The organism is Novosphingobium sp. HR1a (genome assembly GCF_015594425.1).
Lineage (GTDB): Bacteria > Pseudomonadota > Alphaproteobacteria > Sphingomonadales > Sphingomonadaceae > Novosphingobium > Novosphingobium resinovorum_A.
The window spans coordinates 47,513-73,007 of sequence record NZ_JABXWS010000077.1 but is presented as its reverse complement, the minus strand read 5'-3'; the positions used below and the strand labels follow the sequence as shown (position 1 = coordinate 73,007).

General features: G+C 64.3%; 17 protein-coding genes. 4 read left to right on the top strand and 13 right to left on the bottom strand.

Annotated elements, in window-relative coordinates:
• Positions 1–7: 7 nt before the first annotated feature.
• The 5 genes from HWN72_RS20980 to HWN72_RS20960 form a co-directional block, all read right to left on the bottom strand.
• Positions 8–988, bottom strand: a complete 981-nt coding sequence (locus HWN72_RS20980; protein WP_008832676.1) for an aldo/keto reductase — start codon at positions 986–988, stop codon at positions 8–10.
• A gap of 84 nt (positions 989–1,072) precedes the next feature.
• Positions 1,073–1,492 carry a MarR family winged helix-turn-helix transcriptional regulator gene (locus HWN72_RS20975; protein WP_037521443.1) on the bottom strand — a complete coding sequence of 140 codons (420 nt, stop codon included), beginning with the start codon at positions 1,490–1,492 and terminating at the stop codon, positions 1,073–1,075.
• Between the two features lie 120 nt (positions 1,493–1,612).
• Positions 1,613–4,720, bottom strand: coding sequence for an efflux RND transporter permease subunit (locus HWN72_RS20970; RefSeq protein ID WP_211151274.1), 3,108 nt, complete (start codon positions 4,718–4,720; stop codon positions 1,613–1,615).
• Positions 4,717–5,742: an efflux RND transporter periplasmic adaptor subunit gene (locus HWN72_RS20965; RefSeq protein ID WP_051211587.1), complete on the bottom strand. Its 1,026-nt coding sequence runs from the start codon at positions 5,740–5,742 to the stop codon at positions 4,717–4,719. Before HWN72_RS20965 ends, HWN72_RS20970 begins: the two co-directional genes overlap by 4 nt.
• Before the next feature lie 154 nt (positions 5,743–5,896).
• Positions 5,897–6,520 carry a TetR/AcrR family transcriptional regulator gene (locus tag HWN72_RS20960; protein WP_211151273.1) on the bottom strand — a complete coding sequence of 208 codons (624 nt, stop codon included), beginning with the start codon at positions 6,518–6,520 and terminating at the stop codon, positions 5,897–5,899.
• 91 nt (positions 6,521–6,611) lie between these two features.
• Here HWN72_RS20960 and HWN72_RS20955 point away from each other — a divergent pair, with 91 nt between their 5' ends.
• A complete protein-coding gene (locus HWN72_RS20955) occupies positions 6,612–8,114 on the top strand; it encodes an efflux transporter outer membrane subunit (RefSeq protein WP_211151272.1) in 1,503 nt (500 codons plus the stop codon).
• 1,425 nt (positions 8,115–9,539) lie between these two features.
• On the opposite strand, the gene HWN72_RS20950 is transcribed toward HWN72_RS20955, so the two are convergent.
• From HWN72_RS20950 to HWN72_RS20940, 3 genes are read right to left on the bottom strand one after another with little or no spacing between them, the layout of a single operon-like run.
• Positions 9,540–12,713: an efflux RND transporter permease subunit gene (locus tag HWN72_RS20950; protein WP_211151271.1), complete on the bottom strand. Its 3,174-nt coding sequence runs from the start codon at positions 12,711–12,713 to the stop codon at positions 9,540–9,542.
• 3 nt (positions 12,714–12,716) lie between these two features.
• Positions 12,717–13,880: an efflux RND transporter periplasmic adaptor subunit gene (locus HWN72_RS20945; RefSeq protein WP_211151270.1), complete on the bottom strand. Its 1,164-nt coding sequence runs from the start codon at positions 13,878–13,880 to the stop codon at positions 12,717–12,719.
• 4 nt (positions 13,881–13,884) lie between these two features.
• Complete coding sequence (locus HWN72_RS20940) at positions 13,885–15,135, bottom strand: TolC family protein (RefSeq protein WP_211151269.1); 1,251 nt, start codon at positions 15,133–15,135, stop codon at positions 13,885–13,887.
• Between the two features lie 692 nt (positions 15,136–15,827).
• On the opposite strand from HWN72_RS20940, the gene HWN72_RS20935 reads away from it, so the two are divergent.
• The 3 genes from HWN72_RS20935 to HWN72_RS20925 all read left to right on the top strand — a co-directional run bounded on the left by HWN72_RS20935 (position 15,828) and on the right by HWN72_RS20925 (position 18,634).
• The gene (locus HWN72_RS20935; RefSeq protein WP_008832208.1) at positions 15,828–16,325 is read left to right on the top strand and encodes a heme-binding protein; all 498 of its coding nucleotides are present in this window, start codon (positions 15,828–15,830) and stop codon (positions 16,323–16,325) included.
• A 97-nt stretch (positions 16,326–16,422) separates the two neighbouring features.
• Complete coding sequence (locus HWN72_RS20930) at positions 16,423–17,634, top strand: FAD-binding oxidoreductase (protein ID WP_008832209.1); 1,212 nt, start codon at positions 16,423–16,425, stop codon at positions 17,632–17,634.
• 106 nt (positions 17,635–17,740) lie between these two features.
• Complete coding sequence (locus tag HWN72_RS20925; RefSeq protein WP_008832210.1) at positions 17,741–18,634, top strand: LysR substrate-binding domain-containing protein; 894 nt, start codon at positions 17,741–17,743, stop codon at positions 18,632–18,634.
• On the opposite strand, the gene HWN72_RS20920 is transcribed toward HWN72_RS20925, so the two are convergent.
• From HWN72_RS20920 to HWN72_RS20900, 5 genes are all read right to left on the bottom strand, one after another.
• Positions 18,600–20,189: an amidase gene (locus HWN72_RS20920; protein WP_248006196.1), complete on the bottom strand. Its 1,590-nt coding sequence runs from the start codon at positions 20,187–20,189 to the stop codon at positions 18,600–18,602. The two genes, HWN72_RS20925 and HWN72_RS20920, sit on opposite strands and share 35 nt — an antisense overlap.
• A 17-nt stretch (positions 20,190–20,206) precedes the next feature.
• Positions 20,207–22,822: a TonB-dependent siderophore receptor gene (locus HWN72_RS20915; protein ID WP_211151268.1), complete on the bottom strand. Its 2,616-nt coding sequence runs from the start codon at positions 22,820–22,822 to the stop codon at positions 20,207–20,209.
• A 430-nt stretch (positions 22,823–23,252) separates the two neighbouring features.
• A complete protein-coding gene (locus HWN72_RS20910; protein WP_008830612.1) occupies positions 23,253–23,624 on the bottom strand; it encodes a c-type cytochrome in 372 nt (123 codons plus the stop codon).
• A gap of 47 nt (positions 23,625–23,671) precedes the next feature.
• A complete protein-coding gene (locus HWN72_RS20905) occupies positions 23,672–24,985 on the bottom strand; it encodes an aminotransferase class V-fold PLP-dependent enzyme (RefSeq protein WP_211151267.1) in 1,314 nt (437 codons plus the stop codon).
• Positions 24,986–25,027: 42 nt separating this feature from the next.
• Positions 25,028–25,492 (bottom strand): RidA family protein, encoded by a 465-nt coding sequence (locus HWN72_RS20900; RefSeq protein ID WP_008830614.1) that lies wholly within the window; start codon positions 25,490–25,492, stop codon positions 25,028–25,030.
• Positions 25,493–25,495: the final 3 nt, after the last annotated feature.

The window sequence follows — 25,495 nt, the reverse complement described above, 5'->3', positions numbered from 1 at the left end:
CTTGCAGTCAGGCGACGGCAGCTTCGCTGCGCCGGGGCGATGCGGGATCAAGCGCGCTGACCGCATCAAGGCGCGCGATCTGTTCAGGCGAAAGGACAAGGTCGGCCGCGGCAAGATTGCTGCGCAGCTGCTCCAGTGTGCGCGGGCCGATCAGCGGCACCGCGCCATGCGTTCCTGCCCACGCGATGGCGACGCGGTCTGCGGTGATTCCCGCCTCCTCGGCCACTGCCAGCACGGCATCGAGCACGGCAGAGCGCTTGGCGCTGTTTTCCGGCTGGAACACCCGGCCGCCAAGCCCTTCGGCCCGGCCTGCCTCGCCCTTGCGGTACTTGCCGGTCAGCATCCCTCCGCCAAGCGGCGACCATGTGACCGCGCCCAGCCCGAGCGCCTCGACGGCGGGGAACAGGTCCGCCTCCGGCGCGCGATGGACGAGGCTGTGCTCGAACTGCACGGCCGCCAGCGGCAGGCTGCGCGCGGCCTCCGCCAGCGTCACCGCCCGCGCAACGCGCCAGGCGGGGAAGTTGGAGAGCCCGGCGTAGAGGATCTTGCCTGCCCGCGCGAGGTCGTCGAGCCCGTGCAGGATCTCCTCCATCGGCGTTATCCCGTCGGGCTGGTGGACCCAGTAGAGATCGATGCGGTCGGTGCCGAGGCGCTGCAAGCTGGCTTCCACCGACGCAGCCATCGCCTTGCGGCTGTTGCCAAGGACGAGACGACCCGCGTCGGGCGCCGCGCCCATCGTGAACTTGGAGGCTAGCAGGAAATCCTCGCGCCTCCCCTTGAGCATACCGCCGAGAAGCTCCTCCGCCTCACCGAACTGGTAGACGTCGGCGGTGTCGATGAAGTTGCCGCCCGCATCGGCATAGGCGTTGAGGATCGCCTCGCTTTCACGCGGCTCGGCGCCGTGCCCCCAGCGGGTGCCGAAATTGCCGGTGCCAAGCGCGATCTGCGCCACCTGCACGCCGGTGCGTCCGAATGTCCTGTACTGCATGGGAGTCTCCTGAAAATCGGAACTTGGGAAGGGATATGTGTAATTGCACATTTCAACACGCGGCTTCGCTGGCGGGCCGCATCGTCAGTCCTCGAAAGCGTGTCGTTGCAGATTGTCGCGGAGGTAGGCGGCTTCCTGCGCGCCGACCTGCGTTTCGTAAGCCTCCTGCGCCGCCCGCCACAACGGCGCCGCTACGGTCAGCCTGTCACGCCCGGCTGCCGTCAGCGTCAGTACGATGCTGCGCGTACCTTCGAGCTGACGCCGGTCGATCAGCCCCTCCGCCTCCAACCGCGAGACGGCGCGCATCAAGGTCGTGCGCTCCATCACCATCGCGTGTGCCAGTTCCGCGATCGTCATCGCCTCCCCCCGCGCGGTCACGGCGAGGATCGAGAACTGTGAACTCGACAGACCCGCCGGCGCAAGGTGCCGGTCGTACAACCGCGTGAGCGCACGCGCGTGGCGACGCGCGGCAAGATTGTAGCAAGCGGAAGGTCTATCGGGCATGAGCGTGATGTAATGTGCAATTGCACATACGCAAGGTGTCACGGGTGGAAACTTGTTTTTCGACATGGTCGCTCGAATGGACCGGCCCGGCCGCGTCTCGATGAGCGGCCGGGTCCTTTCTCATACCGGCAGGTGTACCTTCGTGCCCTCTCGGTGCCGCTCAGTACCGCTCTTCGGCGCGTCAGTCCGGATGCGGAACCAGATAGCGTAGAGGGCCGGCAGGAAGATCAGCGTAAGCACGGTTCCGCCCAGAGTTCCGCCAATCAGCGTATAGGCAAGCGAGCCCCAGAACACCGAAGTCGTCAACGGAATGAACGCAAGGATCGCTGCGAGCGCGGTCAGGATCACCGGCCGCGCGCGTTGCACGGTCGCCTCCACCACGGCATGGTAGGGATCGAGTCCGTCAGCCTCGTTGCTGTGGATTTGTCCGATCAAAATCAACGTGTTGCGCATCAGGATACCGGCCAGACCGATCAGCCCGAGGATGGCATTGAAGCCGAACGGCTGCCCGAACAGCAGCAGCGTCGGCACCACGCCCACCAGTCCCAGCGGCGCGGTCGCCACCACCATCGCCATCGCCGAGAAACTGCGGACCTGAAAGATGATGACGGTCAGCATCAACGCGATCATGATCGGAAACACCGCCGCCAGCGCCGCATTCGCCTTGCCCGCTTCCTCGATCGCGCCCGCCGTGTCGATGCGATAGCCGGACGGGAGCTTTGCCTTCACCGGCGCCAGCGCCTTCTCCATCGCCATCGACACTTCCGGCGGCTGCAGCCCCTCCGCGATGTCGCCGCGCACGGTGATCGTCGGCACCCGGTCCCGGCGCCGCAGGATGGGGTCTTCCATGCGGACTTCCAGACGGCCGATCTGCGACACGGGCACATGCTGTCCCTCCGCGCCGACGAGCGTAAACCCGCCGATTCGTGCGGGATCGAGCCGCTCCGCACCGTTGCTGCGCGCCACGACATCGACAGTGCGAATATCCTCGCGCACCTGACTGACGGTGGTGCCGGTCAGGAAGAATTGCAGTTGCTCTGCAGCCTCCTGCGACGTCAACCCCATTGCCCGCAGGCGATCCTGATCGAGCACGAAGTGCACCGTCGGCACCCGCTCGCCCCAGTCGGTATTGACCTGCCGCATGTCGCCGCTCGCCTGCATCACCTGCTCGACTTCGGCGGCAATCTCCCGCACTTTGCCGAGTTCCGGCCCGTTCACGCGGAATGCGACCGGGAACGGAGAGTACGGCCCGAACACCAGCTGCGTCGCACGAATCCGCGCTTCCGGGGCCAGCCCGTCCGCCGCTGCGCGCCGGATGCGGAGCTTCAATGCCTCGCGCGAGGCTTCATCCGGCGTACGGATCACGATCTTGGCGAACGAGGGATCCGGCAGTTCTGGGGCCATAGCCAGGAAGAAGCGCGGAGCGCCCTGCCCCACGTAAGCCGTGACGATCTGCGCCTCGGGCTGCTTGCGCAGCCATGCCTCGACCTTGGCGCTGGCGGCGCTGGTACGCTCGATGCTGGTGCCCTCGGGCATCTGCACCTCGACCAGCACCTCGGGCCGATCCGAGGTCGGGAAGAACTGCTGCTTCACCGCGCCCATCCCGAACACGGCGATCACGAAGGCGCCGACGACGGCGCCCGCAACCGTCCACTTGCGCCGGATTACACCCGACAGGATGCGGCGCAGGCGATTGTAGCGCGGGGTATCGTAGATCGCGTCGTGACCGCCCTTTACCTGCCCGATCTCGGGGAGCAGCTTGACGCCGAGATAGGGCGTGAAGGCGACCGCGACGATCCACGAGGTGATCAGCGCGAAGCCGACGATCCAGAAGATGTTGCCCGCATACTCGCCTGCGCTGGACTTGGCGAAGCCGACCGGCATCAGGCCGATCACGGTCACCAGCGTACCGCTCAGCATCGGCGCCGCGGTATGGCTCCAGGCATAGGTCGCGGCCTTTATGCGATCGAAGCCTTCCTCCATCTTCACCACCATCATCTCGATGGCGATGATCGCATCGTCGACGAGCAGGCCGAGCGCGAGGATCAGTGCCCCCAGCGTGATCCGGTCGAACTCGCGCCCGGTCGCCATCATGATGACGAACACCGTCGCCAGCGTCAGAGGCACGGCCGCGGCCACGACGATGCCTACACGCCAACCCATGGAGATCAGGCACACCGCCATGACCACGGCGAGCGCGACGAAGAACTTGAGCATGAACTCGCCGACTGCCTCCTGAATATTGACAGCCTGGTCGGTGACTTTGGTCAGCGAAAGGCCCAGCGGCAGTTCGGCGCCGATCTTGGAGACTTCCGCATCGAGCGCCTTCCCGAGATCCAGTCCGTTCCAGCGATCGCGCTTGACGATACCGAGCAGCAGTGTCGGCTCGCCCTCGTGACGGACGATGAAGCTGGCAGGATCTTCGTAACCGCGCTTCACTTCGGCGATATCGGATAGGCGCAGCGTCCGGCCCTGCGCGACGATGGGGATAGCCCGGATCGCGTCGAGCCCGTCGAACGCACCGTCGAGCCGCACCACGACCTGCGGCCCCTTCGCCTCGATCGAACCCGCGGGTGTCACCAGATTCTGCGCGGCGAGGGCCGAGAGTATGTCGCGCGGATTGACGCCCAATGTCGCCAGACGTGCTTGCGAGAACTCGACAAAGATGCGTTCGGGGCGCTCGCCGACGATATTGACCTTTCGCACGCCGGGGACATGAAGCAGGCGCTGGCGCAGGGCCTCGGCCTCTCGGGCCAGAACGTGCAAGGGCTCCCCCCTGGCCTTGAGGGCATAGAGCGCGAAAGTGACGTCGGAATATTCGTCGTTGACCATAGGCCCGACGACGCCGCGCGGCAGCTTCGATGCCTCATCGGCCAGCTTTTTGCGCGCCTGATAGAATTCTTCGGGGACATCGGCCGGTGGCGTCATGTCCTTGAGTGTCAGGGTGGTGAAGGCAAGGCCGGGCCGCGTGAAGGTCTCGGAACGGTCGTACCATGAGAGTTCCTGCAGGCGCTTTTCCAGAGGCTCGGCGACCTGATCCTGCATCTCCTGCGCAGTGGCGCCCGGCCATGCGGTGACGACGGTCATGACCTTGACCGTGAAGGCGGGATCCTCCGCGCGGCCCAGGCTGAGGAAGGCTACCAAGCCGGCAATCGACAGCGCGATGATGAGGAACAGCGTGATCGCCCGCTCACGGACGGCAAGAGCGGAAAGGTTGAAGCCGCTCATCGCGCTGCCATCCCGCCCATGACGCGGACCTGCTCGCCATCGTGAAGCAGGTGCGCGCCCAGCGAGACGAAGCGCTCGCCCGGCCGGACGCCTCGGCTCACGCGCACCGTCTCGCCACCGATCGCGGCGACCTGCACGGCCCGCCAGCGGACCCGGCTCGACTTATCGATTGTCCATATGCCCGGTCCCCGCCCCCGATCGTAGAGGGCGCCGATCGGCACCTCGACGCCGGACGATGTCCGGCCATGCCCAAGATTTACCGTGATCGTAGAGCCGAGCGGGGCGCGAGCCGCAGCGCCATCGAGCACGAAACGCGCTTCGTATGTCCGGGTGCGCGGATCGGCGGCGTCGGATAACTGCCGCAACCGTGCGGTCGCCGTCGCGCCGCCGAACAGGCTGGCATGCGCGGTGGAGCCGATGGACGGGCGCTGCGTCTCCGGCAAGGCGACCACGGCCTCGCGCGCACCGGCATGGGCAAGGCGAACCACGGGCTGCCCGGCACTGACGACCTGACCCGGCTCTGCGAGCGTCTCGACCACCGTACCATCGGCATCCGCGACGAGGATGGCATAACCGGCCTCGTTTCGTGACACCGAAGCCTGCGCTTCTATCGCGGCAAGCTGCGCCCTGGCTGCATCGGCGTCGGCCTTGACCTTGTCGTAGGCCGATGCCGAAACCGCGCCTGCGCCGACGAGATCACGATAGCGCCGCTCATCGGCGGCCGTCTGCAACGCAGCGGCGCGCGCAGCGGTCACGGATCCCTGAGACTGGCGCGCGGCCAGTAAGTAGTCCGTGGCATCAATCCGCATCAACGGCTGACCACGACGCACTACCTGCCCGGTATCGACCAGGCGCGCCACGACCTTTCCGGCAATGCGGAAGCCAAGATCGCTCTGAACACGCGAGGAGACCACTCCTGTGAAACTCTCCCCGTTGCCGTGGGCAATACTTGCAAGAGCTGTGCGTACGAGTGGCGGCTCAGTCCGGGGATCAGCTTCGGCATGACCGCACGCGGAGAGCATCAGAGGAAGAACAAGCGCCGCAACACGGGTGGCCGGATGACGAAGGGAGATTGCGATAGCGGTCGACATGGCGAGTCCTGCCTGAGGAAGTCAGGTCCGCAATTCTCATTCAAGTGACCATATTGTCAACTAGTCACAACACATACGCCGCATTTTATGGTGCGAGACTGCGCAGGATCAGGTTTACCACTTCGGTGGGGCCATCGGGCAGGCTGTCCAGCTTGTACTGAAGCATGACGGGATTATGGAACGATTCCATCGCTTTCATGATGGCACGCGCGGTTTCGTCCAGCGGCGTCTTGCGCTCGAACTCACCGGCGGTTCGGCCTTCAGCCACGATGTCGCGGACCATCTGCTCCAGCGCGGCGCAATAAGCTTGGCACGAAGGCCACTGCTCGACCACGGAGTGAGTCGCAATCTCGTAGAGCTTCTGGTCGTCGAAGAACAACTCCGCGCTCGCGGTCACGATTGCCTTGAAGAATCGCCGCATTTTCTCGGTCGCAGGGCCGGCATCCGCGACCGCTGCCTGGGCCTGAGCCAGAAGGCGCTCCAGCGTCTTGGCGCAGATCGCCTGCCCGATCGCCTGCTTCGAATCGAAGAACTTGTAGACGTAGGCCTTTGAGAAACCGATCGCCTTGGCGAGGTCGGAAACTGTCGTCTTGTTGTAGCCGTACCGGGAAAAGTGCGCTTCCGCGGCCTCCACTATTTGCTCGCGAATGGCGTGATCCCCGGGCCCGCGATGCCCGACGGCGAGCGTATCGAATGTCTCTTCAGTCATGACCGTGAAGATAGCGAATTGGTCCCCGATTGACAACGAGTGACCATTATAGAATATGAGTCACAACACTCATCCAGCCTGGATACCGCCCATGTTCTTGCGCGTTTGCCCCACCTTCTGCGCGCCGCTGGCGCTTGCCGGCTGCGCTGTCGGCCCCGATTATCATCGTCCGCAGGTCGCCCTGCCGGGCAAGTTCATCGGCTCGCCCGTCGCAAAGCAGCCCATTGGAACGGATGTGGGAATTGCCGATCTCACCCGCTGGTGGGACGGGTTCGACGATCCGCTTCTCAGCACCTTCGTGTCTCGCGCGCTCACGCAAAACCTCGACCTTGCGCAGGCCGTCGCGCGGGCCGGCCAGGCGCGCGCGCAATTGGGAAGCGCGAACGCGGCGCTGCTGCCATCAGGCACCGCGACGGCACAGGCGGCCGCGGCACGCCAATCCAATGAAACCCCGGTCGGCCGCATCGCCAGCACGCAGCCCGGATACGACCGCGACGGCGAGCAGTACGAGGCAAATCTCGGCGCCAGCTGGGAGGTCGACCTGTTCGGGGGCCTGCGCCGCCGACGGGAGGCCGCACTGGCTGATTATCAGGCCGCCCTCGCCGGAACGTACGCAGCGCGCCTTATCGTCGAAACGCAGACGGCGGACACTTACGTCACCATTCGTGGTCTGCAGGCCCGGCTCGCGGTCGCACGCGATCAGGTCGAGACGCAGAGCCGCTTGCTGGATACCGTGCGCCTGCAATACACAAAGGGCGTCGCGGCGGAACTACAGGTGCGGCAAGCCGAAGGGGCGCTCGCGCAGGTGGAAGCCACCCTGCCCGACCTTCAGGCTAATCTCGAACAGGCGATGAATGCGCTGGACGTGCTGCTGGGCGATGTGCCCGGCACGAACCGCCCGCTGCTGGAGGCGGTACGGCCCGTCCCGCTGGCTCCTATGCTGGGCGATGCCGTGACACCGGCCGAACTGCTGCGTCGCCGTCCCGACGTGATCGTGGCCGAGCGCCGGCTGGCGGCCAGCAACGCACGGATCGGCGCCGCTCTTGCCGAGTATTATCCGAGGCTCACTCTGTCCGGACTGCTGGGGACGGCCACGATGGGCACGTCCGGCCTGTTCACGGGCAATGCTCTCCAGGCCCAGGGTGCTGCCGGTCTGCGCTGGAGACTGTTTGACTTCGGCAGGATCGACGCTGAAGTCGCGCAAGCTCGCGGAGCCAACGCAGAGCAGCTGGCCGCCTATCGCCTCGCCGTCCTGCGCGCCGCGCAGGACGTGGAAGACGCCCTGTCCGCGCTGGCAGCGCGGCAGCGGCAACAGACCGTGCTGTCACGAGGCGAAGACTCGCTGGTGCGGGCTCGCACGGCATCGACCGCGGCCTACAAGGGCGGCGTGGTCAGCCTCATCGAAGTGCTGGATGCCGATGCGCGGCTGCTTGCAACGCGCGATGCTCTTGTGCGCGCGCAAGTCGGTGCAACGCAATCCGCGATCACGTCATTCCGGGCGCTGGGCGGTGGCTGGGACCCCGCAGTCAGCCCTTTTGCGCCAGGTAACGGCACGGTTCCCTCCATGCGCGACCACTTCCGAGGCCTACCATAGACGCTACTCTCCACCCTTGATCAACACGAGTGCTGCTCGAGTGCCGGAACTCGGCCGCTGTTCGGCGACGATGGGACGTGTCAGGTCAGGCCGCATTTCTTCGAGAGCGACGGGCATTGGACGGGCGGCCATAGAGCGCAGCGCTCGCCGCCCGGAATGGCGAAACGGGTGGGAAATGGACGTTGTCCCACCCACCCCGCTCATGCTGAGCTTGTCGAAGCATGGCAAACCTCGCGCCCCGCCTCCGGGCCTTCGACATGCTCAGGCTGAGCGGGGTGGGGAGGTCTGATTGGGGTGGAAAGCCGTCATTCGCCATTGGAAAATCGGATCGTGCGAAACACGCGCAGAACCACCCAGACACAGCCCGCAATTGTCGCCGAGAAAACTAGCCAGTATGCCGCCGCAAGAGCCGCATAGAAGTGCCAGTAGCGGCGAGTTTCGGCCGCCCCTGCCATATACTCCCGCGAGCCGGGATCGGGACCATGCCCATCACTGTATAGCGGGATAATCTCAAACCATATGTTGAGCGATGCCCAAACGAATACGCACGCGGCAATGCAGAGCGCTGTGATCCAATATGTCTTCCAGACCCTGTTCATTCCCTTACTTTAGTTGGCGGCTGCAATGACAACAATGGGGCGGTGACCGACCGGCAGCTTTTCCCTATCAGACGGCTCGGTCTAACTTGAACGAATGACCGCTTCAGAGCAACGGAACGAGGTCGCTTACCGACGGCGATGGGCGCAGAGCCTGCAATCGTCGCCCTTGACGCGAAATGTTAGCGAGCCGAGCGAGATATGCCTCGCTGCCCGGCCTACGATGAAGCTGCCTCAACAACAGTATGAGAATTACACTGAACAATTATGGACATTATCGGATGTTTATCGTAGATTTATTTCAGTTTCTTCGCGAAAATGCGTGACGCTTATGATAAAAGACGTGCTGTAAATATCCTATAGATTTATTTTCTTTTTATTTAACAAGATTTTAGATCGAAAGGTTTTAAAGCCAGCGTCTCCGCCATTGCGCTGTTCCGGACCAGTCCGGAACAGCATGGGGCCTCTTTAAAGACCGCCGTTTCCAGGCACCTGCTGACCGACCATCTATACAGGCCAGCGACGGCGATCGGCGGACTGCTCGCCAAGCCAGCGGACTCACACCGACCGCATCTTCATATCCTTCGCCCGGCTGCAAGAGCAGGTGGCTGACGATCGGCGCTCGACCGGGCTTGGTTCCAAACCTGAAATTCGGCAACTCCACGCAGATTCCGTAAAATGGGGCAGATTGCCATGTCCGCCCCATAATCCTACGCTTTCCTTTGATGCTTTCGCTTCGTTGGCGAAGTGCAATGCAGCAATGGCGGCGCCAAAAAGAGCGATACGAAGATATTCGTATTTAAATATTTGTGCAGATCGACTTCCAATCTTACTTCTTTTGAAGCAAAAACCGAGCGCATAGAGCAGGTAGCACAAAAAGCGTCAAAAGCGTTGCTGACATGAGGCCACCGATAACCACGGTAGCCAGAGGTTTCTGCACTTCCGCCCCCGAACCTGTCGCCACCGCCATCGGGACAAACCCCAGCGATGCCACCAGCGCCGTCATAACCACCGGACGCAGGCGGCTCATCGCCCCCTCTCGGGCTGCTTGGGCAGGGGCAATCCCCTGGTCCACCAGCGCCCGGATCGACGTCAACATGACCAGACCGTTGAGCACCGCAATCCCCGACAGCGCGATGAAGCCTACCGCTGCGGACACCGAGAACGGCATACCGCGCACGAACAACGCGAACACGCCGCCGACCAGCGCAAGCGGTATTCCGGTAAACACGATCGCTGCATCCCGCCCGCGTCCCAGTGCCCCGTAAAGCAGCAAAAGGATCAACGCGAAGCAGGCCGGTAGAACCAGCATCAGCCGCTCGCGGGCGGACGCGAGGTTCTCGAACTGACCGCCCCATTCCAGATGAGATCCGGCGGGCAAACGCACATTGCGCGCGATGGCGGCTTGAGCATCGGAAACGACACTGGCGATATCGCGCCCCCGCACATTGGCCTGCACGACGATACGCCGCTTTCCGTTCTCGCGGCTGATCTGGTTGAGACCGCTGACAATGGCGATATCGGCTACGCTGGAAAGCGGCACATAGGCGCCGCCGGGTGTCGGCACCGGAATCTGCGCCAGCCGGACCGGGTCCGATCTTTCGGCGTCGTCGATCCGGATTGTCACCGCGAACCGGCGATCGCCTTCGAAGATCATCCCGGCATCGCGCCCGCCGACCGCGGCCGCGACCACGTCCAGTACCGCCTTCGCTGAAACTCCAAGTTGCGCCAGCGCCGCGCGGCGAGGCCGGATGTCCAGCATCGGCAGGCCTTCGGTCTGCTCCACTCGCACGTCGGTAGCGCCTTCGGTACGGCGCAGGACCGCCGCGATGCTATCGGCAGTACGCCCCATGGTGCCGGGATCGTCCCCAAAGACCTTGATGGAAACGTCGCCGCGCACGCCGGCGATCAGTTCGTTGAAGCGCATCTGGATGGGCTGGCTGATCTCGAAGCTCTGCCCTGGCAGCGCCTCCAGCCTTTTCTCGACCAGGGCAATTAGATCGGCCTTCGGCAGCGACGGATCGGGCCAGGCCTTGCGCGGTTTCATGACGATGAAGGTGTCGGAGATGTTGGGCGGCATCGGGTCGGACGCAAGTTCCGCCGTCCCCGTCTTCGAAAAGACAAAGCGCACCTGCGGCAGCGCAGCGATGGCCTTTTCCACCTGGAACTGCATCGCCTGACTCTGATCGACCGACGTTCCCGGCACGCGCAGCACCTGCACGGTGGCGTCGCCTTCGTCGAGTTGCGGCAGGAATTCCTGACCCAGCAGCGCGAACATGCCCAGCGCCGCCGCAAAGGCCGCCAAGGCCACACCGAAGGTCCGGCGCGGACGGCGCATTGCCCCTTCGAGGCCCGGTTCGTAGCGGTGCTTGAGCCAGCGCATGATACGCCCCTCCTTCTCAGCGACGGGCCGCGAGAGCAGGATCGCCAACATCGCCGGAACAAAGGTCAGCGACAGCACGAACGCAAAGAGGAGCGCCAGGATCACCGTCAACGCCATCGGCGCGAACGTCTTGCCCTCGATCCCGGTGAGCGTCAGCAGCGGGACATAGACGAGAATGATGATCGCCTGCCCGTAGACCGAAGGGCGGATCATTTCACGTGCTGCCCCTGCGATGGTATCGAGGCGCTCGGCCAGCGTCATTACGCGGCCTTCGCGATGCTGTCCTTCGGCCATGCGCCGCAAGGCATTTTCGACGATGATAACCGCGCCATCGACGATCAGGCCAAAGTCCAGCGCGCCCAAGCTCATGAGATTGGCAGAGACGCCGCCCCGCAACATGCCGAATCCGGTCAGGAGCATCGTCACCGGAATGACCAGCGCCGCGATCAGCGCCGCACGAAAGTTGCCGAGCAGCGCGAAGAGTACCACGATCACCAGCAGCGCGCCTTCGCCTAGGTTCTTCGCCACTGTGCCGATCGTCGAGTTTACCAGTGCGGTACGATCCAGCACCGGCTGGACGATCACATCGGTCGGAAGCGAGGCGTTGATCTCGTCAAGCCGCCTTGCCACCGCTGATGCGACAGCGCGGCTGTTCTCCGCCACCCGCATGACGGCAGTACCAACCACGACCTCGCGCCCGTTCTCGGATGCGGAACCCATCCGCAGCGCCTGTCCGGTCTTCACCGTGGCGACTTGGCGCAGCAGGATTGGCACGCCCTCGCGCGTGGCGATCACCGTATCGGCCAGATCGGCCACGCCGCGCAGGCGCGCATCCGATCGGACCGCCAACCCTTCGCCGTTGCGATCGACGACACCGGCGCCCACTGCGCTGTTGTTCTCCTCCAGAGCGCGCGCAAGCTCGTCAATGCCGATCCTCAGCGCGGCAAGGCGCTGGAGGTCGGGAACGACCTGGAACTGCTTCACATAGCCGCCGATCGCATCGACGCCTGCCAGCCCCGGCGTGTTCTTGAGCAGCGGTGTCACGATCCAATCCTGCGCGGTGCGCAGGTACGTCGCCTGATCCGCCTGCGTGACGAGTCGCTCGCCCTGCGGCGTGATGTAGCTGCCATCTGGCTGAATGCCGGGTTCCCCCGGCTCGTGGCGGTCGTCCTCGCGGTGATCGAGGCGCACCGTCCACATGTACACCTCGCCCAGGCCCGTGGCGATCGGCCCCATTTCGGGTGTGACGCCGTCCGGAAGGTTGCCGTCAACCGTCGCCAGCCGTTCGCTCACCTGCTGGCGCGCGAAGTAGATGTCGGTGGCATCGGTGAAGACGGCGGTGACCTGCGCAAAGCCGTTGCGGCTGAGCGAACGGGTATATTCAAGCCCCTGGATGCCCGAAAGCGCCGTCTCGATGGGAAATGCCACTTGGCTTTCGACCAGTTCGGGCGAGAGTGCGGGCGCGCGCACGTTGATCTGGACCTGGTTGTTGGTGATGTCGGGAACCGCATCGATCGGCAGGCGCTGCAGCGACCAACCGCCAATGAGGCAGGCGATAACCGTGAGCAGCAGCACCAGCCAGCGCCGCGCGACGGAGAAGGAAACGATGGAATGAATCATGGCTCAGTGCTCGTGCTCCGCCTCGCCCTTGCCGAGTTCGGCCTTGAGCATAAATGACCCGGCGGCGGCGATCCGCTCGCCGCCCTTGAGCCCCCGCATGACCAGGACTTGGCCGCCACTCGCCTGCCCGGTTTCCACCGGAACTGCACGAAAGCCCTTCGCCGTCCATACGAAGACGCTGGGCCGCCCTTCGACGGTCTGGATGGCTACCTGCGGCACCGAAACGGCTGTCGTGCGCCCCATTTGAGGAAGCGCCACCTCGGCGTTCACCGTCTCGCCCACACGCCACTGGCCGGCGCGGTTGTCGAGCGCGGCGATCGCCGGAACCAGGCGGGTCTGCGGATCGAGGATTGGGGAAAGGAACCGGATGGCTCCTTCGGCGCTACGACCCGGCGCGGTGACGGTGACCCGGGCACCGGGCCGAATCCGGGCCGCATCGGCGGCGGACAACGACAGCGCGATCGTAACCTTGCCGAGATTGGCGACCCGGTACAGTTCCGTATCCGGCGCCACCACCTGACCCAGCGTAGCGCTACGGGCGATCACTTGGCCGGACAAGGGCGAAGGCAGCGCCACCCGGTTGAACCCGCCGGCTGCCCTCCCCGTCACCGCCAGTTGCTGGCGGGCAAGGCGCAGCGCGATCGCTGCCTCGGCCGCTGCCGTTCGCGCCGCAACGAGATCCTGCTCAGCCGAAACCTTCTCCGCGAACAGGCGCCGCTCGCGGGCAAGATTGCTGTTGGCGAGCGACAGGCGTGCCGAGGCGGCCTCGATCTCCCCCTGCATCTGCGCCGCTTCGCGGCTTTCGACGACGGCAAGCGTCTCTCCGGCCTGCACGGCATCACCGAGGTTGCGGCCCAGCGTCACCAGTCGCCCGCCGATGGCCGCGGTCACGATCTGAATGCCCTGAGGATCGGCCTCAATCGTGGCGGACAGCGACACCGCCCCGCCAACGCCGGCCGCACCGACCGTCATGACTTCCACGCCTGCCGTCTTCAACTGCTCCGCGCTGAGCGACACGGTGCCTTCCTCATGACCGCCACTTTCATGCCCGGTCCCCTCTCCACGCCCTTCCTCGCGAGCATGGACTTCGCTGTCCTGTGGTGCGGAACTGCAGGCGCCCAGCATCAGTGCAAGCGCCAGCGCCGCCGCGTGTATCAACGTCTTCATCGGTTCAATCCTCGGTCGGGAGCGGCGCGGGCGCGGGCGCGGTCAGGCGCTCCCTGCGCGCCGTAGCGTCGTGATAGGCGGCCAGCGCATCGACGGCGGCCAGTCTGGTCTCCGCGAGAGCACGTTCGGCATCGAGCAGGTCGAGTTGCCCGAACTTGCCCTCGCGATATCCTATGCGGGCGATGCGCGCGGCCTCTTGCGCAGCCGCCAAAGCCGGCCCGCCTGCCACACGGGCCGCCGTCTCGGCATTGGCCACCTCGGCATCGGCACTCGCGATAGCCTGCCCGATGCGGATCTGCGCCACGCGCCTCTGCGCATCCCTTTCGTCCCGTTCTGCATGCGCCTGCGCCAATGCGGCGCTGCCCCGATCGAACAACTGGAGCGGGATCGAGACGCCGAAGGTCATCGCCGTGTCGCGCGTCGCCTCAAGCCGACGCGGACCGGCGAAGAGCTGAAGATCGGGCACCCGCCGGGCAGCGGCCAGACGTAGCTGCGCATCGGCGCTAGCCACGTCCAACGCGGCCGCGCGAACGGCCAACGTATCGTCGATCACAGCCCGCTCGACCGGCCCGGCGATCGCGAGATGATCGAACCACGCCGCGTCCAGGGCTCCATCCACGGGCGCCACGATCAACCGCGCGAGGTTTCCACGCGCCACCTGGGTCAGCCTCACCGCCTGCTCGCTGGCTAGACGGGCATTGGCCAACATCAGCTGGCTGCGCTGTTCCTCAAGCGGCGACGCGCGCCCGGCACGGACGCGGACTTGCGAAGCATGCAGCGCCTCACCCGCGATTTCCACTTGCCGCGCTGCAATCAGCGCACGGTGCTCGGCAGCGAGCGCGGCTATGTAGCCTTGCGTCACTGCTAGCCTGAGATCGGCCATGGAAATCGCACGTTCGACCCGTGCCCGTTCCTGCCCGGCATCGGCCACGGCGATGCGTGCAGAACGCTTTCCGCCCATTTCCAGCGGGAGCGTGAATTGCGCGGTCGTCTCCGCACCATCGAAACCGCGATAAGTGCCGCTTCCGGCAACGTTCTCGGTCTGGAGGCTCAGCGAGGGGTTGGGACGCAGGGCGGCGACGGTACGGGCGGCTGCAGCCACGCGAACCTGCGCACTTCCTGCTTCGGCGACGGGCGAGCCTGCGCCCGCCAGCGATAGCGCGCGCGCCAGGGTGAACGGCGGCGGGCCATCGCTCGCATGTGCGCCGACAGCGCAGCACGCCGCAGCCGCAACGGCTGCGATGATACGATACATATTATGAATCTCCTGAAGACGTCATTCAACGCCTCGACCGCGCAAGCGGCCGAGGTCGGCGGCGTCATTCAGAAAATGGGCGGTTCGATCTCTGGCAGGTGATCGACAGGTCGAAGCGGAAAGACAGGATCTGCCTGGCCTGCAAGAGGCATCACACGGCTGTCATCGAGCACGGAGCGCTCAGCCGGTGTGCCGATGTGATGGCCATGGCAGCTACCGTGATGATGGGGAACGGCGCTGTCCTGGTCCGGGGGGGAATGATCTCCATCTCCCTGCCAATGCCACGCCGTAGCCTCCTCGTCATGCTGCGCGAGGCTTTCCGTCGCATGCGCCAAAGAGCCTACGCCGAGCGTAAGCAGAAGGCTGACGAGTAGCAGAAGGAAAGCGGAGCGGCGCACAGCCGGCTTGATAACCGGACGCAGCCGCCTTGTCACCTCCTCCCGCCCGAGATGCGGCTCACGCCTCAACCCGCTCCGGCATTGGCCGATCAAACAAATATTCTCATGAAGCTACTGATAATAGTATTATATTTCTCCAACTACCAGACGCAGACCGTTAACTGGAACGGTTTAAGGACGGGCATCCTATAACATTCAGTCATGGACTTACAACGGATCAACCATTGCCGGTAATCGCTGCGCGGGCGAACAAAGGATCAGGAAATCCGCAAGCTCGAGAAGGTCGCCGCTTTCATGAACATCCGTCTGGCCAAGCCCGCAGCGGCGCTGGTCTTCCTCTGGGCGCTGTCAGCATCGTCCGGCGCCATGGGCACGGAGACGCCGGCCCCGCGCTACGGAGAGCCGATCACGCTTCGAGCCGCTCAAGCGCTTGCGCGACTGGCGAGGGATGAAGCGCATGCACGCGGCCTAGCGATGGCCGTAGCGGTCACAGGGCCGTCTGGGGATCCGATCCTGATCGAAGTGATGGATGGCACCCAATATGCCTCCACCGCCATCGCCCCGGCCAAGGCCCGCTCGGCGGCCCGCTTCCGCAAGCCCACCAAGGTCCTGCAGGACGCCGCAGCGGCAGGCGCCGTCGCCTATAGCGGTGCCGACGGCGCCCTGGCTCTGGAAGGCGGTCTCCCGGTGTCGATCGACGGCAAGATCGTGGGAGGCCTGGGCATCAGCGGAGGAACTTCAGCGCAAGACGGCGAAGTAGCCACTGCCGCACTTGGGCGCTTCAAGCCATAGGGTGGCGGCATGGCCCGCAATGCGTTCGTTGCCTGATCTCGCCGGTGCGATGGGACGGCAAGACAAACAAGCTGGATAAATCGGAGTAGCTATCACCATGACGTTTCAGCGCCGGACAATTCTTGGCGGGTTCGCCGCCATGGCCGCATTGCAGGCCGCGGGGGCCTGCGCAAAGCCGGGCCGCAAGCTCCGCGTCGGCGTGATCGGCGGCGGCCTGATCGGTGCCTCTGTCGCCGCTCAACTCGCCAAGGCGGGAGCCGAAGTCATTGTATTTGAAAAGACGCGTCCCGCCGCGGGAGCCACCGAAAAGTCGGTCGCCTGGATCAATCCCGTGGTCAACGACGCGCACTACATGAAGCTGCGCCTTGAAAGCATGGATGCCTGGCTCGACGATGACCGCACGCTGGGCATGAAGGCAATCTGGGGCGGCTCGATAAGCTGGGCTTACGCCAACAAGAAGGATTCTCTGCAGACAAAGGCGACATTGCTGGAAGCGACCGACGATCCGCCAGTCTACCTCACCGGCGAAGGCATTACCAAGGCCAGCCCCGGCGTGTTTCCCGGTGACGAGGTCAAGCTCGCCTTCCAGACGGCCAAGGACGGCCATGTCGATCCGGTCTTCGCTACCCAGCGCTACCTCGCCGCCGCTAAGCGTTTCGGCGCCAAAGTGCTCTATCCCTGCGAAGTGACCGCGATAAAGGTCGTCGGCGGCGCAGTCGCCGGCGTTACCACGACCAAGGGTGATTTCGAACTCGATCACCTCGTCAGTGTGACCGGCACCGACACGCCGCGCATCATGGCACTGATGGACCGCAAGCTCGAACTTGCGCACAAACCGGGCCTGGTGGTTCACACCACGCCCCGTCCCGTCACCACCAAGCTGGTCTATGAAGCCTCCAGCATCCTGGAATTCAAACAGTACGCCGATGGGCGCTACCTCACCAGCTTCACCAGCGGGCCGCCGAACCTGCCTCAGCATACCGAAATCCTGAAGCACCAGATGGCCTATCCGGATGCGGCGCTCCAGCAATTCCACGGCGACATGCTGATCGCCCGCACTGCCGAATACATGCCTGCCATTGCCGAAGCCAAGGCCACCAGGGTGTTGCTCGGCTTCCGGCCCTACCCGCTGGACAACAAGCCGATCGCAGGGCCGGTGCCGGGCATCAAGGGCGCCTATGTGCTGGTCACCCACAGCGGCATCACTCTGGCGCCGATCCTCGGCCGTTACGCGGCGCAGGAGATCATGACCGGCGTGGAGGCCCCGATCCTCGCACCTTACCGCCCTGCGCGGTACATCACCGCATGAGCTTCGCCGCCCGCACGGGAGCAAGACGCCCCGTCCCGTGCGGGCGGCGATCCACAGCCTGTCACGAAGAATTTACTCACCCGCGCCCCAAGCCTATCACGCTCGCATGAATTTCCGGCAACTCGAGATATATCAGGCTTTGATGATCGGCGGGTCAGCGTCACGTGCTGCCGAACTTCTGAACATTACCCAGCCTGCCGTCAGCCGCGCCATTTCGGAACTCGAGTACCGCGTCGGCTTCGCGCTGTTCGACCGGGTGAAAGGCCGCCTCATCGCCACGCCCGAAGGCGAACTGTTCTTCCGCGACGTGTCCAACGCCTTCACGGGTCTGGACACACTGCGCGCTTCGGCCGCACGCATCCGCGATTTTGGATCAGGCAGCCTGCGTATAGCCAGCCTTGCCGCGCTAGGCTCGACCCTGGTGCCGCGGGCAGTGCGGAAGTTCCGGGAGACCAACCCGCAAGTCTCGATCACCTTGCAGATCCTTTCCTCGGCTGCAGTGCGCGATCATGTCGTGAACCAGCAATTCGACATCGGCCTCGCTGCAGACGAAGTTGACCTCTCAGGCGTAGATCACAGCGTGTTCCAAAGCGTAAGGGCGGTCTGCGTAATGCCGCCGGACCACCCTTACGCGGACCGCGACATCATCCGCGCGGAAGACCTGCACAACATGGCATTCATCGCGCTGGCCCCCGAAGACCGTGCCCGCGCGCGCATGACCGAGACATTCGACGCGGTCGGCGCGCGTCCGCACATCGTGGTCGAGACGCCGGCGTCCTTGACCGTTTGCGCCCTTGCACTCGAAGGAGTTGGCCTCGGCCTCGTCAATCCTTTCGCGGCGGACGGTTTCGAACAGCGCGGGCTGATCATCAAGCCGTACGAACCGGCAGTCTATTTCAGGGCATACATCCTGTTCCGGCCGGACGCACAGCGCGCGCGCCTGGTGCGCGAATTCGTGTCGGCGCTCAACGGCGCGTTGCGCTCGGGGCCGGGGCAATGAGACAGACGAGCGCCTTCTCGCTTTCACAGGGGACGGTACGGGGCAACGAGAGACTTGCCTGCCAGGCTGCCGCAATCTCCAGCAGGCGCCATTCCTCGCCGCTTTGCCCCAGCAACTCGAGAGAGACCGGACGCAACCCCTCGGCCGTCATGGCCGAGCCTACGGGAAGCGCGATGGCGGGACGCCCGGAATAGGCTGCAAACCGGTGGGTTCCGAGGGTCTCCGGTCCAGTGTGCACGGCGGCTGAAGGCGCCTGCACGGAAGGGTAGACGATGACATCCACGCAGTCATTGCCGCCGCTGCAGTCGAATGCCTCATCGAACCGATCCGCGACGTATCGATCCCGAAACGAGCCGTTGACGCGATAGCGTGGATCCCCGGCAGCGCCGACCCGGTTGGCACCGAACTTCGCGACATCCTCGACGACGCGCGGATCGGTACGCCCGGCATCCCGCAGTTCCCGCAGCTCTGCGAGCAACGCCGATGCATCGTGCGGTACATCGGCACGCGAGGGCAGATAGGCATCCATTGCAGCCGGGAAATCGAAGGACGATCGACTGGCGAACGTCGCCGTCTCGCCGTCAGGCGCATCCTTCCCGGCCAGAACTGTTTCGTCTCGCAAATGCAATTCCGTCACGATGGCTCCTGCAGCGCGCAGGCTGTCGAGCGCTTGCGCTTCCGCTCCTCCCCCGCGCCGCATGAACGCGACGAGCACCCCAACATGCAGCCCCTGCAGCGGATGGTGTTGGGCATCTTCTTGCGTATCGGTCAGTACGGACCACATCTTCGCACAGTCCGCGAGGTAGCGGCACATCGGGCCGATCACGTCCTGCGTCGGGCTGAGCGGGAGAACCCCGCCGATCGGCAACACCCCGAAACCTGGCCGCAAACCTACCACGCCGGTCAGTGCAGCCGGAACCCGCGCCGATCCCGATGTGTCCGTGCCCAGCGCTATGACCCCGAAACCGGCAGCAAGCGCGGCGGCGTTTCCCGAAGACGATCCGCCTGCGCTTTCCGCGAACGCGAAGGGGCTTGTGGTCTGCCCCCGGAGCGAGGATCGCCCGCGGTAATTGAAGGCGAACTCGGACATGTTGGTCTTGGCGACGACAATCGCGCCTGCCCGTTTCAGCTTCGCCACGACATCCGCGTCGCGGCCCGCAACGTTGCGGGCCAGGGCCACAGAGCCGGATGTCGTCGGCAGACCGGCGACATCGATGTTGTCCTTCACCAGTACCGGCACGCAGGCGAGCGGCAAGGCGCGGCGCGCGGTGCGGGTCATCGCATCGATGCGGCCTGCTTCCGCCAGTGCCGACCGGTCGAGCGCAACCACGGCATGAAGCGGTCCGTCAAGCCGCCCGATCCGGTCCAGTCGGCCAGCGATTATGGAGGCGCAGTTGGTCCTGCCCGTTGCCAGCCGCGCAGCGATCAGCGTAATCTCGCTCTCGGCCGCACCGGAAGGGGTCGGCGCGACCGATCGCGCGAAAGCGATGCCCCCGTGTATGCCGGCGCCGGCCATCGTCAGAAAAATCAGCTTCGAGACGATGGCGCAGCGCATCACTCCGTATCGGTCGCTCAGAACTTGAACCCAGCCGAGGCGAAGAACGACATGCCGTTGAAGCCGAACGGCGAGATTGCATTGTACGGCAAGGTCCCGGCGTTGTCCGATCCGTTTGTCCCTGCCGCAACGCTTGCGACAGTCGAACGCAGGTTCTGAGTCGGGTAGATGTCGAACAGATTGTTTACGCCCGCGCTGAGGGTGATACCGGGCGTGAAGTCATAATTCACCTGAATGTCGGTAATGACCTTGCCCTTGAAATGCTGGATCACCTGCGAGTTGGCGCTGGTCGAGGAGACCGGGACCAGCGTGACATCGTAGCCGGGTGTCAGCGCGGCGATCTGCGCGGGTGTCAGGCTGGTGAATGCCACTGCCGATACCTTGCCGTAGTAGGTATTGGTCAGCCCGAGTGAAAAGTCGCCCGACTTCCAGTTCAGGTTGAGCAGGACCTTGGAGCGGGGCTGGCTGTCGGAGATACGAACCTGCTGCGTCAGGTCGAAAAGCGGAGTGGTGATACCCAGCGCCGCGATCTCGGCGGGCGTGCCGGCGATCTTGTCGAACTTCGTCTTGTTGTAGTTGCCTGCGAGCAGGACCGACAGTTCGCCAAGCGAACCGAGATCGAACTTGTCCGTCAGCGTCACATCGACACCGCGCGTGGTCGTGTCCACGGCATTGGTGAGATAGCTGGCCCCTGCAATCCCCGCAACGCCGTTGGCAGCCAGATAATTGATGAGCGACGTGCCTTGGAACACTGCGGACTGGACGATACGGTCGGTCAGCTTGATCTGGTAGCCATCAACCGTGAAGGTTAGGCCTCCACTCGTGTAGACGAAGCCGGCCGACAGGTTCTTGGATTTCTCCGGCTTGAGATCGGTGGCTCCGATCAGGCGCGCGGCCTCGCTATCCACGGGCAGGTTGCGAATGAGCGTCGCCACGCCATTGATGAAGCTGGTCGTCGAACTTCCGAAATACATTTGCGCAAGATGCGATGCGCGAAAACCCGTGCTGAACGATGCGCGAAGCGCCAGCGGCTCGATCACCTGCAAACGACCGGAAAGTTTATAGTTGGTGGTGCTGCCGAAGTCGGAGAATTTTTCGTAGCGTACCGCCGCATCGAGCGTCAGGCGATCGAAGAACAGCTTTTCCACTTCCCCGTAGATCGCCTTGCTGTTGCGCCGACCGAAGGCCGCATCGACCGGCGAAATGCCCGGCGTGGGTTGGGTTCCGACCGGGGCAACCTTGCCCGCGTTCGGGCCATCGAGAATAGCGAACCCGCCATCGGCATAACTCGCCACCTCGCCTGCCAGCAGATGGTAGGTTTCTTCGCGATACTCCGCGCCCAGAGCCAGGTTGAGAGGGCTGCCATCGCCCATGTCGAATTTGCGTGTCAGGTCGAGATTGGTAGTCCACTGATCGTAACGGGTGGATCCGTTATGAATATCCGTCGGGCTGGCGGTGCCGTAGGACACGTTGTTGGTGTTGCTGGTCCCGTTGTCGATCAGGCTCTTGCCGTAGCCGGTCGAGACGTCCCAGTCGAAGCCCACAAGATTTTCGCCGCGCAGGCCACCCGTTGCCGAAACGTTGCGCAAGCGAATGTCGCCGTAGGGAATGAAGCCATCCGGATGCAGTGCCCGCACGGTCTGGTCCTGGCCGGCACGACGGAAGTAGAATGCCGTGCGCCCGTCGAGGTCGCTGTATCCGCCAAAGCCGTAGAAAGTCGCCCCGCCGCCGTTGGTGGGGATTTCGGCATTGAGGAAAACGGACTTCATTTCGTAGTTCGAGTTACCCTGACGCGAGGTGTGACGCTCTATCGTCGCTTCGCGAGGATCGAGCGCGCCGCTGGACGCAGTCAGCCCCGTGCCCGAGCCGTAGAAAGAGGACGGCGCGACCAGGCCGCCGGCCGAATTATGGCCGAAATACTGCTGGCGGGTGTCGTCCAGGGATCGATTGGTGGACGCATGGTTCTGGTACTGCACGGTCGCGCGGATCACGCCGCCGTTCCATACCGGCAGCCCTACGCTGCCGCCCACGTCGATAAATTCGCCATCGCCTTGTTTGGTGATGCCCGTCGAGATCTTGCCCTTCATGCCGGTCGATTTGTCGAGGGTGAGATTGATGACACCCGCGATCGCGTCCGAGCCGTACTGGGCCGAAGCGCCGTCGCGAAGGACTTCGACACCGGAAAGCGCCATGCTGGGGATAGCATTGAAGTCGTAGGCGACGTCGCCTCGACCGATACCGTTGCTGGTGCTGAGATCACCTGACGAGTGACGCCGCTTGCCGTTCACCAGTACAAGCAGCTGTCCGGTCGAGAGGCCGCGCAATGTCGGCGGAGTGAGGAATTCGCCCGCCCCGGATGCATTGGGGCGCGGCGTGCTGAAACTGGGAACGGAAGTCTTCAGCATGTCCTGAACTTCCGTCCGCCCTCCGCGGGCCAGTTCATCCACGCTGATGCGATCGATGGGAACGACCGATTCCGCTGCCGATCGGCTGCCGAAACGCGAACCGGTGACGACGATGTCGCTACCTCCGTCCGCACCGGCTTCCTGCGCGAACGCTGCGGTGGCCGGCAGGATGCAGGAAAGCACTGCCAGTCCGGTAGACGCCATGGCGATGTTGCGAAGTTGCCTCATGATCTTCGTTTTCCCTGTTTTATCGATAGACGCGTGAGATCGGTCCGTCACTTGCGGACACGATCCTTGCCGCCGCGACCGGCAGCGATGATCGGATGTCTCTGAATGCCTGCCCGGCAGCTACGTCAGGCGCTGCCGCCCTGGCATCGCCCGAGCATCAGTAGCGTTCAAGCGCAGCCACTGCGTTCGCCGGATGGCGCTGGCGGCGTGTTCGATCTCAAATGCATGCTACCCCCTGATAAAGAATTGCACGCTCCTGCGGACGAACGGCGGGCATTCTTGCGATGCCCCGGAGCTTTACCCCTTGTCCGGTTCGTCCCCGCCATCTTGCCCGGCTCCTCCCAAGGGACAAGTGACGGGTTTGAACGAGTCCATGCATGAAACTTATGGGTCTTGCCCGGCGACGCATTCTTCATGCGCGGCCGCGACGTCAGCGCGCCTTCAGGCCCGAGAGATAAGCGACAATGGCCTTGCGATCGTCCGGCACGGGTACGCTGGTGAACATTCGCGTTCCCGGCACCATCTTCGAAGGGCCTGACAACCAGCTGTCGAGCGTACGCGCATCCCAGCGGACATTGACCTTCTTGAGCGCAGGTGAATAGGGATAGGCGCCCGTACCGGCATTACGGCCGACGATGCCGGACAGGTTCGGCCCCGCCCCGGACTTCTTGCCGGCTTCGGTGCTGTGACACGCAGCGCAGCGCTGCTTGAACAGGACGGCACCTTCGTCGGCGGAGACCGCCGTGGATCCCAAGCCTATCAGGAAGACGAATGAGGTCGCCGCAAGGCGAAGAAGCGTCATGGATATGCTCCGATACTGTGGTGACAATAGGCGGGGACGCGCAAGCGTCAGACGAAGGCGCGACGCTCCTGATGGATCGCGGCGACCAGACGGTCGAGTTCGGCCGTGGTATTGAACAACGCCGGCGTCACGCGCAGCCCGGCGCCAGATGCCAGCCCCGCCTTGGCGACCACGAGCAGCTTGTGCTTCTCTACGAACAAGGCCTGCGCCGCCTTAGCCTTCGCGGGGCTGTCCATGCCGGGGAGCCTGAAAGCGCTGATGGCCCCGTAATTGCCTGGCTCATCCGGCAGCATCAGCTGCAGGCCGGGCACGTCCCGCACGCGCGTGACCCAGTAGTCCCGCAAAGCCTTGAGATGCGAGAACTTCTGCTCGATGCCCATGGCAGCCTGAACCTCCAGCGCGGCCGGGATCGTCAGGCGCGCCGCGAAATCGACAGTGCCGCTGGGAATGCGCGAGCGAATCTCGTCCGCCGAATATATGCGGTTGCCCAGCCACGGCTCGATGTCGCCGAGGCGCGACTTGCGGATATAGATGCCACCCGTACCAAGCGGCGCCGCAACCCACTTGTGAAGCGAGAAGCCGATAAAGTCGGCGCCGGTATCGGCCACGTTGAACGGCATCTGACCGACCGCCTGCGCGCTGTCCAGTATCACGTCGATCCCGCGTGCCTTGGCCATCGCGACGATTTCCTTGACCGGCGGGATCAACCCGTTGCGGTTAGACACGTGGGTGACGAGCAGTAGCTTCGCGCGCGGCGTTTCCTTCAGCACTTTCTCGTAGGCAGCCAGGATATTCGCCCGAGTATGCGGTTCCGGCAGCGAAAACCGCACGACCCGCGCACCCCGGCTCTTCTCGAGATAATCCATTGCGTATTGCATCTCGTCGTAGTCGGCATCGCAGTAGATCACCGCATCGCCGGCCTTGAGCAGCGCATAATTGGTAATCAGGGCATAGAGCCCTTCGGTGCCGCCCCCGCTGAGCGCCACTTCCTCCAGCGACGCGCCGATCAGGTCGGCGACGGCCTGTCGGGACTTGTCGAGTTCCTGGTCGCGGGGCATGTCGGGAACGCCGCTGCGCAGGAAGGTGGAATTATAGCGGTTAACCCATGCGACCTTGTCGAGATAGGCCGCATGCACAGACTTCGTCATCGCACCATAGTAGGCCGCGTCGAAGTTCACGATCGACCTGTCGATATCATAAAGCGCGGCAAGGCGCTGCTGGGTCTGCGCAAAGGAAAGTCCGCCCCCCAGCAGACTGCCGCGCACACCTGCCTGAGCCGGCGCCGCCAGAGCATGTCCGGCCAGCAGCGTGCCCGCGGACACCGCCCCGGCACCGGCAAGGAACTGCCGTCGATTAGTCATGTCTTGTCACTCCGAAACGTTGGATCTGGATGAGGCGCCCGCTCAGGCGCGAATTTCGATGACGGCGTCGATCTCGACGGCGTAATTCAGCGGCAGCCGGTAGACGCCGACCGCCGAACGCGAATGACGGCCGTGCTCTCCGAAAACCTCGACCATGAGATTCGAGGCACCGTTGATGACTGCCGGTACTGCGAAGAACGATGGCCCGGCCTGTACGTAGCCGCCCAGGCGCAGCACTTGCGTGACACGGTCGAGATCGCCGCCGCACGCCGCGCGGAATTGTGCGATGAGGTTGATCGCGCACAACCGCGCGCCCCCGGTGGCCTGTTCGGACGTCACGTCCTCGCCGACAATGCCTTTCACCTCGTGCGCGGCATCCCTGGACAACTGCCCGGAGACATGGACGATCCGGCCGGAGCGCGTGTACGGGACGTAATTGGCCACGGGCGCCGATGGCTCGGGCAAGGCAATGCCGAGCTGGGCAAGCCTGTTCGCGATGCGAAGCATGAG

Coding starts and splice junctions, on each gene's coding strand:
- HWN72_RS20910 (WP_008830612.1), bottom strand. CDS start 23,624: ATGACGCTTCTTCGCCTTGCGGCGACCTCATTCGTCTTCCTGATAGGC.
- HWN72_RS20960 (WP_211151273.1), bottom strand. CDS start 6,520: ATGACTGAAGAGACATTCGATACGCTCGCCGTCGGGCATCGCGGGCCC.
- HWN72_RS20915 (WP_211151268.1), bottom strand. CDS start 22,822: ATGAGGCAACTTCGCAACATCGCCATGGCGTCTACCGGACTGGCAGTG.
- HWN72_RS20970 (WP_211151274.1), bottom strand. CDS start 4,720: ATGAGCGGCTTCAACCTTTCCGCTCTTGCCGTCCGTGAGCGGGCGATC.
- HWN72_RS20900 (WP_008830614.1), bottom strand. CDS start 25,492: ATGCTTCGCATCGCGAACAGGCTTGCCCAGCTCGGCATTGCCTTGCCC.
- HWN72_RS20955 (WP_211151272.1), top strand. CDS start 6,612: ATGTTCTTGCGCGTTTGCCCCACCTTCTGCGCGCCGCTGGCGCTTGCC.
- HWN72_RS20950 (WP_211151271.1), bottom strand. CDS start 12,713: ATGATTCATTCCATCGTTTCCTTCTCCGTCGCGCGGCGCTGGCTGGTG.
- HWN72_RS20980 (WP_008832676.1), bottom strand. CDS start 988: ATGCAGTACAGGACATTCGGACGCACCGGCGTGCAGGTGGCGCAGATC.
- HWN72_RS20905 (WP_211151267.1), bottom strand. CDS start 24,985: ATGACTAATCGACGGCAGTTCCTTGCCGGTGCCGGGGCGGTGTCCGCG.
- HWN72_RS20930 (WP_008832209.1), top strand. CDS start 16,423: ATGACGTTTCAGCGCCGGACAATTCTTGGCGGGTTCGCCGCCATGGCC.
- HWN72_RS20925 (WP_008832210.1), top strand. CDS start 17,741: ATGAATTTCCGGCAACTCGAGATATATCAGGCTTTGATGATCGGCGGG.
- HWN72_RS20965 (WP_051211587.1), bottom strand. CDS start 5,742: ATGCTCTCCGCGTGCGGTCATGCCGAAGCTGATCCCCGGACTGAGCCG.
- HWN72_RS20920 (WP_248006196.1), bottom strand. CDS start 20,189: ATGCGCTGCGCCATCGTCTCGAAGCTGATTTTTCTGACGATGGCCGGC.
- HWN72_RS20940 (WP_211151269.1), bottom strand. CDS start 15,135: ATGTATCGTATCATCGCAGCCGTTGCGGCTGCGGCGTGCTGCGCTGTC.
- HWN72_RS20935 (WP_008832208.1), top strand. CDS start 15,828: ATGAACATCCGTCTGGCCAAGCCCGCAGCGGCGCTGGTCTTCCTCTGG.
- HWN72_RS20945 (WP_211151270.1), bottom strand. CDS start 13,880: ATGAAGACGTTGATACACGCGGCGGCGCTGGCGCTTGCACTGATGCTG.
- HWN72_RS20975 (WP_037521443.1), bottom strand. CDS start 1,492: ATGCCCGATAGACCTTCCGCTTGCTACAATCTTGCCGCGCGTCGCCAC.